14 protein-coding genes are annotated in these 14680 nt (G+C 38.6%); 9 read left to right on the forward strand and 5 right to left on the reverse strand.

Annotation, left to right across the window (positions count from 1 at the left end):
* The first annotated feature begins 97 nt into the window (after positions 1-97).
* Positions 98-2749 carry a cation-translocating P-type ATPase gene (locus ON15_RS09120; protein ID WP_010581183.1) on the forward strand — a complete coding sequence of 884 codons (2652 nt, stop codon included), beginning with the start codon at positions 98-100 and terminating at the stop codon, positions 2747-2749.
* A 74-nt stretch (positions 2750-2823) separates the two neighbouring features.
* Here ON15_RS09120 and ON15_RS09125 read toward each other — a convergent pair whose 3' ends face one another.
* Positions 2824-3741, reverse strand: a complete 918-nt coding sequence (locus ON15_RS09125; RefSeq protein ID WP_026049560.1) for an aldo/keto reductase — start codon at positions 3739-3741, stop codon at positions 2824-2826.
* Positions 3742-3807: 66 nt separating this feature from the next.
* On the reverse strand, positions 3808-4692 hold the full coding sequence (locus tag ON15_RS09130; RefSeq protein ID WP_010581185.1) for a diacylglycerol/lipid kinase family protein: 885 nt from the start codon (positions 4690-4692) through the stop codon (positions 3808-3810).
* Positions 4693-4818: 126 nt separating this feature from the next.
* On the opposite strand from ON15_RS09130, the gene ON15_RS09135 reads away from it, so the two are divergent.
* Both ON15_RS09135 and ON15_RS09140 read left to right on the forward strand, forming a co-directional pair.
* Positions 4819-6399, forward strand: coding sequence for an Nramp family divalent metal transporter (locus ON15_RS09135; RefSeq protein WP_010581186.1), 1581 nt, complete (start codon positions 4819-4821; stop codon positions 6397-6399).
* A 29-nt stretch (positions 6400-6428) separates the two neighbouring features.
* A complete protein-coding gene (locus ON15_RS09140; protein WP_010581187.1) occupies positions 6429-6860 on the forward strand; it encodes a universal stress protein in 432 nt (143 codons plus the stop codon).
* Between the two features lie 146 nt (positions 6861-7006).
* Here the strand turns inward: ON15_RS09140 and ON15_RS09145 are convergent, their stop codons facing one another.
* The gene (locus ON15_RS09145; protein WP_010581188.1) at positions 7007-7255 is read right to left on the reverse strand and encodes a GlsB/YeaQ/YmgE family stress response membrane protein; all 249 of its coding nucleotides are present in this window, start codon (positions 7253-7255) and stop codon (positions 7007-7009) included.
* A 29-nt stretch (positions 7256-7284) separates the two neighbouring features.
* Positions 7285-7464: a CsbD family protein gene (locus ON15_RS09150; protein ID WP_010581189.1), complete on the reverse strand. Its 180-nt coding sequence runs from the start codon at positions 7462-7464 to the stop codon at positions 7285-7287.
* A gap of 228 nt (positions 7465-7692) precedes the next feature.
* On the opposite strand from ON15_RS09150, the gene ON15_RS09155 reads away from it, so the two are divergent.
* Positions 7693-9138 (forward strand): MFS transporter, encoded by a 1446-nt coding sequence (locus ON15_RS09155; protein ID WP_010581190.1) that lies wholly within the window; start codon positions 7693-7695, stop codon positions 9136-9138.
* A gap of 1 nt (position 9139) precedes the next feature.
* Here ON15_RS09155 and ON15_RS09160 read toward each other — a convergent pair whose 3' ends face one another.
* Positions 9140-10252, reverse strand: a complete 1113-nt coding sequence (locus ON15_RS09160; RefSeq protein WP_010581191.1) for an NADH-dependent flavin oxidoreductase — start codon at positions 10250-10252, stop codon at positions 9140-9142.
* Positions 10253-10449: 197 nt separating this feature from the next.
* Between ON15_RS09160 and ON15_RS09165 the strand changes: the two genes are divergently transcribed.
* The 5 genes from ON15_RS09165 to ON15_RS09185 all read left to right on the forward strand — a co-directional run bounded on the left by ON15_RS09165 (position 10450) and on the right by ON15_RS09185 (position 14660).
* Positions 10450-11127: a glycerophosphodiester phosphodiesterase family protein gene (locus ON15_RS09165; RefSeq protein WP_010581192.1), complete on the forward strand. Its 678-nt coding sequence runs from the start codon at positions 10450-10452 to the stop codon at positions 11125-11127.
* Positions 11128-11218: 91 nt separating this feature from the next.
* Entirely contained in the window at positions 11219-11668 is a 450-nt protein-coding gene (locus ON15_RS09170; protein ID WP_010581193.1) for an Rrf2 family transcriptional regulator, read from the forward strand.
* Positions 11669-11995: 327 nt separating this feature from the next.
* On the forward strand, positions 11996-12997 hold the full coding sequence (trpX, locus tag ON15_RS09175) for a tryptophan ABC transporter substrate-binding protein (RefSeq protein WP_010581194.1): 1002 nt from the start codon (positions 11996-11998) through the stop codon (positions 12995-12997).
* Entirely contained in the window at positions 12994-13887 is an 894-nt protein-coding gene (locus ON15_RS09180) for an ABC transporter permease (RefSeq protein WP_010581195.1), read from the forward strand. Before trpX ends, ON15_RS09180 begins: the two co-directional genes overlap by 4 nt.
* The gene (locus ON15_RS09185; RefSeq protein WP_010581196.1) at positions 13887-14660 is read left to right on the forward strand and encodes an ABC transporter ATP-binding protein; all 774 of its coding nucleotides are present in this window, start codon (positions 13887-13889) and stop codon (positions 14658-14660) included. Before ON15_RS09180 ends, ON15_RS09185 begins: the two co-directional genes overlap by 1 nt.
* The last annotated feature ends 20 nt before the right edge of the window (positions 14661-14680 follow it).

The following is a 14680-nucleotide window of genomic DNA, read 5'->3' on the forward strand; positions in this document are numbered from 1 at the left end:
GAGAATATTTACAATTTGTTAGTAATGTATAAATCTTTCCTTTAGTAATTGCCTATGTTAAATTTAAATAAATACTAAAAAAGGATAGATTATTATCATGAAATCACACTACTATCAGCTGAAAACCAAAAAAGTTTTAAAAATGCTCCATTCTTCTGAACAAGGTCTAACTGCTAGTCAAGTTGAACAACGCCAAAAAGAATCCGGAGCAAATTCTTTAGCGGAGCAAAAAAATCATTCCTTGGCAGAAAAATTTATTGCTCAATTTAAGGATTTAATGATCATTATTTTGATTATTGCGGCTGTCATTGCGGGAATCACTGGTGATTTATCTGATGCAATGATCATTTTTTTAGTCGTAATCTTAAATGCAGCCTTTGGTGTCTTTCAGGAAACTAAAGCGGAAAATGCCATTCAAGCTTTGAAAGAAATGACAACAGCAACTTCACGTGTTAAACGCGATGGTCAAGTCAAAGTAATCAAAAGTTCTGAACTAGTTCCCGGTGACTTAGTAATTCTTGAAGCTGGCGATATTATCCCAGCTGATCTGCGCTTATTACAAAGCAGTTCTTTGAAAATCGAAGAAGCAGCTTTAACTGGTGAATCTCTGCCAACTGAAAAAAGTACCGCTCCACTATCTGAAGCCGAATTACCATTAGGCGACCGTGAAAATATGGCTTTTATGAATACCAATGTGACTTATGGAACTGGTATGGGAATTGTAACCGCCATCGGGATGCAAACCGAGGTCGGAAAAATCGCTAAATTATTAAGCGAAACTAAACAAACTATTACACCGCTACAACAAAGCATTACTCATTTAAGCAAATTACTGAGTATTTTGATTTTAGCAATTGCAGTGATTGTCTTTCTAGTCGGTACAATCGTCAATCAAACCTCATTTTTAGCGATGTTGCTAACGGCGATTTCTTTAGCAGTTGCTGCGATTCCAGAAGGTTTACCGGCAATTGTAACCATTACGTTGGCTCTGGGCACCCAGGTCATGGCGCGAAAAAAGGCCTTGGTCCGGCGCCTACCAGCTGTTGAAACTTTAGGTGCTACTGAAATAATTGCTTCCGATAAGACTGGAACATTAACTCAAAATAAAATGTCAGTTGAAAAACTTTATCTTCCTGACGAACTGATCACTGCTAAAAATTATCAGCCTACTGCTAGCGATCATTTGATTCAATCAATGATTTTAGCCAATGATACCCAAATTACCGAACAAGGTCTGACCGGCGATCCAACCGAGACGGCTCTGATTCAATTCAATCTTAACCAACAATTTAAAGTAGCCGCTTTACAAAAAGACTTTCCCAGAATTGCTTCATTGCCATTTGACTCGGAAAGAAAATTAATGTCAGCAATTGTAAAAGCAGCCGATGGGGATATCATCATGTATACCAAAGGGGCCGTTGATGAACTACTTGAGCGAACTAATCAAATCTTTGATCATGGCACTATACGGTTAATTACTGAAATTGACCGCAAACAAATCAAACAAGCCAACCAGCAATTAGCAACTCAGGCTTTGCGGGTTTTAGCTTTTGCCTACCGTCCTATGGAAAAATTTTCTTCCAATGTTCAACCAAGTCCAATCCTTGAAAATCAGCTGATCTTTGTTGGCTTGGTTGGCATGATCGATCCTGAAAGACCAGAAGTCAAGCAGGCGATTGTCCAGGCCAAAACTGCTGGGATCAGGACCTTAATGATTACTGGAGATCACAAAACTACCGCTGCTGCGATTGCTCAACGATTAAAAATCATTGCCCAACCGACTGAAGAAAATATTGTGACCGGAAGTCAACTTGAAAAAATGAGTGAAGCTGAATTAAAACGGCGAGTCCCTGAAATTTCTGTTTATGCCCGCGTAGCACCTGAACACAAAGTTCGCATTGTTAAAGCTTGGCAACAACGAGGTAAAATTGTAGCCATGACTGGAGATGGTGTTAATGATGCACCAGCATTAAAGACGGCTGATATTGGCATTGGAATGGGGATTACGGGAACCGAGGTCTCAAAGAATGCCAGCGACATTGTTTTAGCCGACGATAATTTTGCTACGATCATTACTGCAGTTCATGAGGGTCGGCGTGTTTTTGCTAATATTCAAAAGGCCATTCAGTATCTGCTCTCAGCTAACTTAGGTGAGGTTTTAACATTATTCTTTATGACCTTACTCGCTTGGGATATTTTGGCTCCAGCACAAATTTTATGGATCAATCTAGTCACCGACACTTTCCCAGCAATTGCTTTAGGAATCGAAAAAGCTGAGGCAAATGTCATGAAAAATCGGCCCCGAGGTGCTAAATCAAATTTCTTCAGCAATGGTGTCCTAGCCAGCATTATTTATCAAGGAATTTTAGAAGGCAGCTTGACTTTGGGAGTTTATTGGCTTGCCATTCAATTTCCATTTCATCATTCCAATGAGTTGATCCACGCTGATGCGCTAACAATGGCTTTTGCAACGTTAGGCTTAATCCAATTATTTCATGCTTTCAATTCAAAATCGATCCATGAAACTATCTTTACCCGCCGAACTTTTAACAATCGCATTTTTAATTGGTCAATTATTATCTCTGCTTGCTTGCTTTTTTCAACGATTTTAATTCCGGCTTTTAATGCAACCTTTAAAGTCACAGCTTTAAACTGGCAACAATGGTCCATTGTCTTATTAGGCGGAATCCTAATGTTGCTAATCGTCGAAACTGTCAAATTAGTTCAACGTCAACTGCAAAAATTCTAAAAATCAAGGATTGGGGAAAATAACTTTTCCAATCCTTGATTTTTGGACAAATATTTCAAATCAGCCTAAATAACTTAGAAACCTTGAAAAAGCTTATCGATTTGATCGAACTCTTCCATTGACAATTCAATTGTCGCTGCCTTAGCATTGCTCAAAACTTGGTCCGGTTTCCTTGCTCCAGGAATTACAATTCCAATTGCTGGATTTTTCAAATACCAAGCCAAAATTACTTGAGCAACAGTTGCTTGATGCTTTTCAGCAATTTGACGAATAAATTTAAGATTATCAATAATTTGTTGAAACTGCTGACTGGTAAACTGGGTAAATTTCCCACTATCGGATTGATTGTATTTACCAGTCAATAATCCCGAAGCCAGTGGGAAATAAGGAACAAAGGTAATTTTATTTTTAGTTAGATATGGTAGCAGTTCTTTTTCAGCCTGACGATGAACCAAACTATAATGATCTTCCACAATATCTACTCCACCATCTTGGTTAGCTGCTTTAATTTGTGCCAAACTAAAATTTGAGACACCGACTGCTTTGATTTTACCGGCTTTTTTTAATTCGGTTAATGCCGCTACTGCCTCAGCTTTTGGTGTTTTTTCATCAGGAAAATGAATATAGAAGATGTCGATATAATCCGTTTTTAAACGTTTTAGTGCATCGTCAACCGCTTTTTTCAAAAAGGCCGGCTGATTATTTGGCTTTAAATTCCTACTTTGATCTTGCGCAGCTTTAGTGGCAATGACCACTTGCTCCCGCCTGTAATCTTGCAAAACATCACCAATAATTTCTTCTGACCGGCCTAAGCCATACATAAAAGCTGTATCAAGCATTTGGACTCCATTATCTAACGCTGTTTTCACCACGGCGTAACCATCTTGATCTTGCAGATTTGGAAAAAGATTATGCCCGCCGACTTTGTTGGTTCCTAACCCTAACTGTGTCGTAAGCACCTCACTTTGACCAACTTTAATCGTATTCACGATTGAAAACCTCCCTTATTTTGGTAATTTTATTATAGAAAGTTTGGGCTCTAAAAGCATTTAATCTGCCTATATTGTTGATGGCACATAACAATTGATAAAGTGGGGATGCCATGAAATGCTCAACGGCAAAAATGGCCCCGGGTCACCATCAATTCGCGTTGAAATCCGCTCATTTGCAAAACTGCGAATAATTATTTTTTTAATATCAAATGAAGTTAGTGTAGTTGACCGCCGCAAATTACCTGTTAATGCAAAATAACTGTAATTAAATAACTTATTGAGTTTTAAATTATTCAACATCGTCAAGTGCAGTCCGTCATCATCTTTTTTTAAATATTTACGACCGCCAATGTAATTTGAAGTTGATAGCAAACAAAACCAAACCTTGGCCTGCAGTGAAAATTCATTATTAAAAAATTCGATTGGCTGAGATTTTTGCTGAGGCAATTTTTTGAACGCTTGCCAAATGTAAATTTTCAAACCATAACGTTGTTTGTCCCTTTGCCGAACTTGATTTGATACTTCAGCTAAACTACCAAAAATCAATGAACTAACAATTGCTTGACCATTACATTCTCCAATATCAATTGCTTGTTGATTACCATTTAAAATATTTTCTAATGCTGGTTTAGGTTCCAATGGGATCTTCCATTTACGAGCAAAATTATTGACAGTTCCTGCTGGAATCAAGCCAATAGTTGGTTGAACTTGACTTTTTAAAAGGACTGTCAAGACCAAGTTCAAAGTCCCATCACCGCCGATACAAATCAGCCGCTCAAATTTATTGATCCGTTCCTTAAGCTCTTGTTTGGCAGCCACAGCATTAATAGCTAAGGTCTTCTCAGCTATTTGACCATGATTTTTTAACTCCTGAATTACCCAATTAGCAACTTCTTCGGCCTTTCCATTTCCCGAATGGCGATTATAGAAAATTAAATTTTTTCTTTTCATTGATCTCACTTTCCTTTCAACGGCTTACAATATTTTTTTGTAAGGTGTACCTAAAAATAGTTTTAATTGTGTTAAATCTGGTGTACAATGAAAACAGCTTGAAAATATGAAAGGTGGTTATTTATTTTGAGCAAGGAAAAAAATACACATCAACGGCATAAATTAATTGAATATGCCAATGGACCATCGCTAGAAGAAATCAATGGCACGGTCGATGTTCCACATGGAAAAGGATTTTGGCGAACCTTATTTGCTTATTCCGGACCTGGTGCCTTGGTTGCTGTTGGCTACATGGATCCTGGTAATTGGTCAACTTCGATCACTGGTGGACAATATTTCGAATACTTATTAATGTCCGTTATCTTAATGTCAAGCTTGATCGCGATGTTGCTGCAATACATGGCAGCCAAACTTGGGATTGTGAGCCAGATGGATCTTGCTCAAGCAATTCGTGCCAGAACCGGAAAAGCTTTGGGTGTTGTTTTATGGATTCTAACTGAATTAGCAATCATGGCAACTGATATTGCTGAAGTTATCGGAGCAGCGATTGCTTTATACTTGTTGTTCCATATTCCTTTAGTCATTGCTGTTTTCATTACTGTTTTCGATATTTTGCTCTTATTGTTATTGACTAAAGTTGGCTTCAGAAAAATCGAAGCTATTGTTGTTTGCTTGATTTGCGTTATTTTATTTGTTTTCGCTTATGAAGTTGCTCTATCAGCCCCTGTATGGGGTGATGTAATCAAGGGCTTAATTCCAACTGCCAAAACTTTTTCCAGTTCTCCTGAAATTGGTGGCGAAAATCCTTTGCAAGGTGCTTTGGGTATCATTGGAGCAACTGTTATGCCTCATAACTTATACTTACATTCAGCTATTTCTCAAACCCGCAAAATTGATCATAGTGACGAAGAAGATGTTGCTCAAGCCGTTCGTTTTTCAGCTTGGGATTCCAATATCCAATTAACTTGTGCTTTCTTTGTTAACTCCTTGCTGCTAATCATGGGGGTCGCTGTTTTCAAAACAGGAGCTGTTAAAGATCCCTCGTTCTTTGGCTTATTCCAAGCTTTATCAGATACTTCCACTCTAAGTAATGGTGTTTTGATAGCTGTTGCTAAATCTGGCATCTTATCTGTTCTATTTGCGGTTGCTTTGTTAGCATCCGGCCAAAATTCAACTATTACTGGTACTTTAACTGGCCAAGTTATCATGGAAGGTTTTGTCCACATGAAGATGCCACTTTGGGCACGACGTTTAGTAACTCGTTTAATTTCTGTTATCCCCGTTTTGATTTGCGTTTCGATGACAACTAAAGATACACCGATTCAACAGCATGAAGCGCTAAACACTTTAATGAACAACTCTCAGGTCTTCTTAGCTTTTGCATTGCCGTTTTCAATGGTGCCACTTTTGATGATGACCAATAGCAAAAGTGAAATGGGCAATCGTTTTAAAAACTCTACTTGGGTCAAGATCTTAGGCTGGATTTCAGTTATTGGCTTGACCATCTTAAATATGAAGGGCTTACCAGACCAGATCGAAGCTTTCTTTGGTGCTAACGCTACTAAAAGTGAGTTAGCCATTGCTGATGGAATTGCTTACGTTTTGATTGTCGCAGTCATTGCTTTATTAATTTGGACCATTTATGAATTGCATAAGGGAAACAAACGTTATGAAGCTAGTCAAGCGGAAAAAGTTACCGCTGAATAATCATATCCTAGTGAAAGTGGTGAATATTTATGGAAGATGATTTTAAGAAAATCTTAGTTGGTGTCGACGATTCAGAAGATGCCTTACTAGCATTTCGTTATGCGATGAAGCGAGCACGGGCAACTAATGCTGAATTAATCATTGTTTCTGTTCTTGAAAGTAACGAAATGAGCGTTTATCAAGCCTTGAACAAGGATTATATTCATGGTGAACGGGAAGATTTGGAAAAACATATCTTGAAATATCAGAAATTAGCTCAAGATGCCGGCGTCAAAAAGGTTCGTTCGATCGTCGCTGAAGGAAATGCCGGTGAAGCAATCGTCAAAGATGTTATCCCACACGTTCAACCGGACTTGTTGATTATTGGATCTTATTCGAAAAAAGGGTTAGCTCGTCATTTTGGCAGTCAAGCTGCTTACATGGCTAAATATGCACCTGTTTCAGTTTTAGTAATTCGTTAATTGATAATCTATTACTACTAAATCTCGAAAAGGGCAAACGATTATTATAATAATCATTTGCCCTTTTACTTTTAGTCAGATCATACTCGTGAATCAATTTTTAAGTTTACACTACTACTCAGTTAAGAAAACGAACAATGATTTCGTTACGATTTAACTTTTGTCAATAACCAAGATACCAGCCAAACTAAGATAACTGCTCCAATAATCGATGGAATAATCGCCATTCCAGCTAACTGAGGTCCCCAAGAACCCAAAATAACTTCTCCTAATGAAGAACCAATCAAACCAGCAACAATGTTACTGATCCAGCCCATCGATTTTCCTTTGCTAGTGATTGCCCCCGCAATCGCTCCGATAATCGCACCAACGATCAAAACCCATAACCAATGCATAAAATTTCCTCTCTTTCTAAGCGACTTTTTTATTTATTAAGCTTATTTTTAACCTCTTCCTTGGCTTCTGCAAGCTTATCCTTAGCTTTGCCTAGCAAATTCTGCCCTTTTCCCTGTAATTCACGGGCTTTATCATTTGTCACTTTACCTTCAGTTTCTTTAACTTTACCAGCAACCTGATCTTTAGCACTGTCTAAGTTCTTTGCCATAAATTAATATCCCCTCCTAAATTTAAGTAAAGAGTAAATAAATTGTTGATAACTCAACAACTCCTTGAATTTAGATTATCATGGCATAAAATGTTAATCAATTTTTATGCTTAGTGTTTAAGTTAAAAATGTTTTTTTATATTTTGTTTCAAATTTCACTACTTGCAATGTCTATCGGTAAACCGTATTATTTTAAGTGGCTGCAAATTTAAATTAAAGGATATTTTTATGCAATCAAAAAACAATCGTTTATGGATCATGCTGGCAATTTTTGTGGCCACATTCATGACTTCAGTTGAAGTTACGATTGTGACTACTGCGTTACCAGAAATTATTGCTGCGTTACATGGCTTAAAATATCAAAGCTGGATTATGAGTTCATATTTGCTAACAACCGCTATTTCTACTTTGATCTATGGTAAATTAGCCGATACTTATGGCCGAAAATTATTATTCAAATTGGGGGTAGTCCTTTTTACAGTTGGTTCATTATTAAGCGGATTAGCCCCGAACATTTTTGGGCTAATCCTCGCGCGTAGTTTGCAAGGCTGCGGTGCCGGGGCAGTCATCCCATTAACTTTTACAATTATCGCTGATCTATATTCCTTCAAGGAACGGGCCCGAGTTTTGGCTTTTACTAATACTGCTTGGGGCCTTTCAGCTTTGATTGGCCCATTGTTAGGTGGCTTCTTAGTTGAAAGGCTTTCTTGGCATTGGGTGTTCTTTGTCAATGTTCCCTTGGGAGTTTTCGTTTGGTTAGTAATCACTATTTTCTACCAGGACCGCTATCAACAATCAGCAAACTTTAATTTTGATTTAGTTGGCTGCTGCTGGTTGGCTGCTAGTTTGACCTGTTTGTTGCTTGGCATCCAGTTACTTCAAAATCAACCAATATTGGGGAGCACTGTAATAATTCTTGCCGGCTTAGGCAGCTGGCATTTTATTAGACAAGAAAAAAAGGCTGCCTATCCTTTGCTGCCTTTACAAATTTTTAATAACCAAACTTTTAATGTTCAAATTATAACTGCCACAATTCTTAGTGGTGTCTTGATTGGCTATCAAGTTTATTTTCCAATTTGGTTGCAATCAATTTACCAAGCGAATGCTACAAAAGCTGGGTTAGTCGTCACCTCAAGTTCGGTAATGTGGTTAGCAACCTCACTAGCTGTTGGTCCATTGTTAAATAAATTTTCACCACGAAGAATTGCCTTGAGCGTCATTTTTCTGCAGGCGTTTAGCTACCTTAGCTTATTATTTGTCGGAAGTCAGCCGAACGACTGGATCTTTTATCTGATTGCTGCAATCAGTGGCGGTGGAATGGGAATTGTAATCACGATGAATATTATGCTTAGCCAGCAGCTAGTCACTAAAAAATTGATTGCTTCTGCTAGTGCTTTAATCACCCTGGGCCGTTCACTTGGTCAAACAGTCATGACCGGTATTTATGGAGCAGTCTTCAATACAATCCTAAGCCTCGACTTGCCGTTAAGTCTACAAAAGAACGCTAATCAAGTCATTAGTGGTCGCCGAACTGGCTTAACAAATCATGAACTAGCAATTATCATTAATTCTTTACTGCTAGCTTTGCATGTTGTTTTTGGCGTTGTTTTAGTCTTGTTTATCCTGGTTCTGATTTGCAATTGGTTAGATCCTAACCATCATCGCCTCAGCTAAACTATTTTTTGAAATTAATCGTATCAGCAAAATCATTTTTCAAAAAAACTTGCAGGCCATGCGGTAAACCAAGTTCATCCATTTCGTTTGGATCTAACTGATAACGAATTGATGCTTCAGCTTTAGCTTGGACTTTTTTCAGCCATTGAGGTTCACGTAATAATTCGCGTCCCATGGCCGCAAAAGTCGCACCTTTTTCAAGAGCCGCTGTCACTTCTTGTGGTGTACATAAACCGCCAGTAACAATCAGCGGTTTTTTTTGTTGAAGTCGTTTTAAAATTTGCAAATTGATTGGGTCTTGATCAGCTGTTTGATTAATCGCCGGACGCCAAGCCTTGCCTAATGAAGTATGCAAATAATCCACTGAACTATTTGCTAATTGATCGACTAAATTCAAGGTGTCAGTTAATCGAATCCCAGGAGTTTCCAATTCCTCTGGGGAAAAACGGTAGCCCAGAATAAAGGGCCGTCGTGCATAACGCCGGATTGCCTGATGGACTTCGTTAATTACTGTTAACGGTAATTTCATTCGCTTTTGCAAATTTCCACCCCACTGATCATTACGCCGATTACTATGGGGTGAAAAGAATTGCTGTAAAAGATAAGTATTAGCCCCTTGAAGCTCCACTCCATCAAAACCAGCTAAAATTGCTCGCCGCGTTGCTTGAACAAAATCATCAACGGTTTGGATGATCTCAATTTCCGACATAGCTTCTGGAACCTCAGCTTGCGGACGTAAAGCTGGAATCGCACTAGCGCTTTGTGGTTTCTTTCCATGCAAAATCCAAGAATTTGTCATCCGACCAGCACTAAACAATTGCAAAATCGCTCGACTGCCATTAATTTTAATGGTACCTGCTAACTTTTTCAGGCTAGGCAGCAACTGGTCACCAGCTGCTGATAATCCTCCCTCAAATCCTTTGCCGCGTTCATTAACGTTAGCTGTTTCAGTGATAACCATGCCTACTCCCGAACGTTGCCGATAAAACTCCAATTCATCTTGAGTAACACTGCCATCAAAAAAGCTTGATTTAGTTGTTATTGGAGCCATTACCAACCGGTTATCAATTCTTAATCCATTTTGAAATGTATACGGCTGCAAAAAATTATCCATGTTGCTTGCCCCCTTTAATTAAAGCGCTACCAATTGTCACTTATTAATTATAAGTTGGCGGTTCCCGATAAGCAACTATCATTATAAATTAACCTTCAGGAGAAATTTATCCAATCTTTACTTAAATAATATTGTTTTTTTACTAACCACCTCTATAATTTAAAACGGTAAATAAATTATTGTGAGGAAGAGAAATTATGTCATTAAAAACATTGATTTTCGGTCATCGCGGTTTCCCTGCTAAATTCCCTGAGAATTCATTAGCTGGCTTTCGCTATGCACTTACACACCAAATTGATGGGATTGAATTCGATGTGCATTTAACCAAAGATCAAGTTCCGGTGATCATGCATGACGAAACTATTGATCGAACAACAAATGATTCAGGCGAAATTTGCAGCTATTCTTTAAATCAATTACGTCAGTTCCAGCTTAAAAACCAAGAACCGATTCCAACTTTAGCCGAATTCTTGCAGTTAGTTGGCCAGCATGAAGTTCAATTAAACTTAGAGTTAAAAACCGACCAGATTCACTACCCCAATATTGAAAAAATTGTTTTAGCTCAAGTTAAACAATTTTCTTTGGTTAAACCAGTGATTTTTTCATCATTCAATTTAGCAACTTTGAAAAATTGTCAAAAATTAGATCCCCATCAACAATATTGTTGGCTAACCAAACAACAGGTGGCTGAGCCAGAAGCTTTTGTTGAACATGAACACTTAGCTGGCTTGCACTTGCACCAATTTCAACCAGGCATCAAGTGTCAGCGAATTTGGACAATTGATGATCCTAAAACTGCTAAGACCCTCCTAGCACATCATGTTGCCGGAATTATCACGAATGATTTTGAAAAATTGAGACAATTATGCAAATAATTTTTTCAAGTTAATCTGCTAACCATTTTGTGCAAGATCCTTTTTGTGTTATTATAACATTAAAAGTAACAGCAAAAAGGAGGAACTCGCGATGGCTAATAACCGAGTAAGCGACTTATTGCACATTTTGGTTTATATCAAAATGCATGATCATGATAAACTAACGAGTGATCTGATCGCTAGCAGCCTGAATACCAATCCTAGTTTAGCCCGGCGTATGATGAGCCAACTGCGCAAAGCTGGCTTATTAGAAACCACTCAAGGTGCAGCTGCTCCTAAGCTAGCCAAGGATCCACAAGAAATAACCGTCCTGGATGTTTATCTGGCAACTTGTCCGGAAGCACCCTTATTAAAGGTTGATCATAATACTTCCAAAAAGTGTGCTGTCGGTAATACTGTACCAGTTGTTCTTAATAAATACTACTTGGACATTCAAAGTGCGGCTGAAGCAAAAATGCGGCAAATAACTTTACAAGACATCATAAACGATGTTGAAATGAGTATTGAGCATCATCAGCGAGCTTTAGCAAGTGCCGAATAACTTTTTAAAGCTATTGACAGAAACCAGATTTTTTTCTATACTCAAAAGTAATTACTGAAGAAGGGACGAAAGATGATGAAAAACTTTAGTTTGACCGAATTAAATCTTGCTTGGCAAAGCCGGTAAAGCAGATTGTAGTTCGTAATGGGCGGATGCAATCTGGCAAACAGTTTGTATCCGTGCCGGCTGAAGTTTCAACATGATCTTAATCAAGCCTGCATGGGTCAAAACAACAGGCTTGTCTAAGGGCAAATCAACAAGCTTGTTGGTTTGCCCTTTTTATTTTGCATTCAACCCTAGTTATCAATTCCAGGGGGAAGATTATTTATGAAGAGAATGTATGCACTAATTACCGCCTTAGTTTTATTTTTAGGTTTTGCCTTTTTTGCAACACAGAAACAAACAGTAAAAACCAGTCAAAAGAAAGTTCCAACAGTTGGAATCTTACAATTGATGACTCATCCTGCTTTGGATCAGATCCATCATGGATTTGTTGCTGGTTTAAAAGAATATGGCTATATTCCAGGTAAAAACATCAAAATTGATTTTGAAAATGCTCAGAATGATCAAAGTAATTTGAAAACGATGAGTACCAAATTTGCCAATGAAAAAGTTGATCTAATGGCTGGAATTGCTACTCCAGCTGCACAAGCACTAGCAAATGCCGCTGATAAAAAAACACCGGTGATTTTAGCTGGAATCACTGACCCTAAAGGCGGTAACCTAGTTAAATCAGACCAGCATCCTGGTGGCAATATTACCGGAACTTCTGGGGAATCCCCGTTGAAAAAGCAGCTCAAATTAATCAGAGAAGTTATGCCGCAACTCAAAACAATTGGGATTATCTATACTTCTTCAGATCATGGCGGCTCTTATAATGCCAAAAAGTTTGCGAAGATTTGTCACCAAGAAGGAATTAAATATAAGTTGTATACCATTGCCAGCACGAATGATATGCAGCAGGTTGCTGAACAAATGGTCACCAAGGTTGATGCGGTTTATGCTCCACAAGACAATGGTGTTGCCTCGGCAATGAAAACTTTGGTCAACGTTGCCAATCAAGAAAGGGTCCCAGTTTTTCCTTCCGCCGACACAATGGTTAAAGATGGTGGCCTAGCATCTTATGCTATCAGCCAATATGATTTAGGCAAGGTTGCTGGTGAAATGGCTGCTCAAGTCTTGCGTGGTCGAAAAACTGCAAACTTCCCAGTTGCTTATATTACTAAGGGAAAATATGTTATTAATACTAAAGAAGAAAAACTGCTAGGAATTAAGTTGCCAGCCAAAGTAGTTAAGGCGGCTGAAACGAAAGGAGAAATCTTTAAATGAGTATGGTTGTTTCAAGTATCGGGCAAGGGCTGCTGTGGGCCATTCTTGGGGTTGCTTTGTTTTTGACTTTTAGGATCTTGAATTTTGCTGATATGACCGTTGAAGGTACCTTTCCTTTAGGTGCAGCTGCTTCTGTGACCGCATTAAGCCATGGCTTGTCGCCATGGCTGGCAACCTTGCTGGGCTTTTTAGTTGGCGCAATTGCTGGAATGATCACTGGCCTTTTGTATACCAAAGGAAAAATTCCAATTTTATTAGCCGGGATTTTGGTCATGACCGCTTGCTTATCAGTCAATTTGCGCATTATGGGGGGCTCAAATATCTCACTTTTAGGTAAAAAGACAGTTTTCAGCAGCCATTTTCTTGAATCATTGCCCAAATATTTTGACATTGTCTTCTTAGGCTTCATCGTAATTGCAATCACAACCATCCTTTTGGTTATTTTTCTGCAAACCGATTTAGGTCAAGCCTTTATTGTAACCGGTGATAATCCGTTCATGGCCCGCTCAATGGGGATCAGTACTGACAAAATGATTATTATGGGCCTAGCACTGTCAAATGGAATGATTGGCCTTGGTGGTGCTTTGATTGCCCAGAGCAATGGTTATGCTGATGTCAATATGGGAATTGGAACAATCGTTATTGCTTTAGCCTCCATCATCATCGGCGAAGTCGTGTTTGGAGAATTAACGCTTAATCAACGTCTAGTCGCTGTAACTTTAGGCAGCATCTTGTATCGTTTTGTTTTACTGATCGTCTTGCAGCTTGGCTTTAGTACTAATGATCTTAACTTATTATCAGCTTTGATCTTAGCAATTTGCTTGATGCTGCCAAATCTGAGTCGATTACTCAAATTCGATCGGGTAATCAAGAAGGGAGCTGCTAAATAATGGAAACACCTTTATTACAATTAAAACAAGTAACAACTGTTGTCAATCGCCATACTCCAAACGAAAAAGAGATCCTTAAGCAGCTTAACCTTGATGTTTATCAAGGTGACTTTATCACTGTTTTAGGTCCCAATGGTGCTGGCAAGTCAACCTTCTTCAATACCATTGCTGGAACTTTACCAGTTGATAGCGGCCAACTTTTAATCCGCGGTAACAATATCACTCATCTTTCTGTTGAAAAACGAGCGGAATTTATCGGGCGAGTTTTCCAGGATCCAAAAATGGGAACTGCTCCGCGAATGACTGTGGCAGAAAATCTGTTGTTAGCAAACAAGCGTGGCCTAGTCCGCGGTCTAAAGCTTCGTCATCTTAAAGCTCATCTAGCTGAATTTAAGAAACTAACGGCTTTAATGGATAATGGACTTGACGAACGTTTACAAACGGCGACTGAGAATCTTTCCGGCGGTCAGCGGCAAGCTCTAAGTTTTCTAATGGCGACAATTAAACATCCAGAAATTTTATTATTAGATGAACATACAGCTGCTCTTGATCCCAAAACCAGTGCTCAATTGATGAAACAAACTAACCAGCGAATCATCGAAGAGCACTTGACTTGCCTGATGATCACCCATCATCTAGACGATGCCTTGCGCTATGGCAACCGACTACTAGTTTTAAATGATGGTAAAATTGTTTTTGATGTTCGTGGTCAAGAAAAACAGGCTTTAACCAAACAAAAACTGCTGGAATTTTTTGGGACGATTGAATATTAAATAATTTTTTCCAAAAAAAG

Origin of the sequence: Liquorilactobacillus vini DSM 20605, assembly GCF_000255495.1 — a bacterium.
Taxonomy (GTDB): domain Bacteria; phylum Bacillota; class Bacilli; order Lactobacillales; family Lactobacillaceae; genus Liquorilactobacillus; species Liquorilactobacillus vini.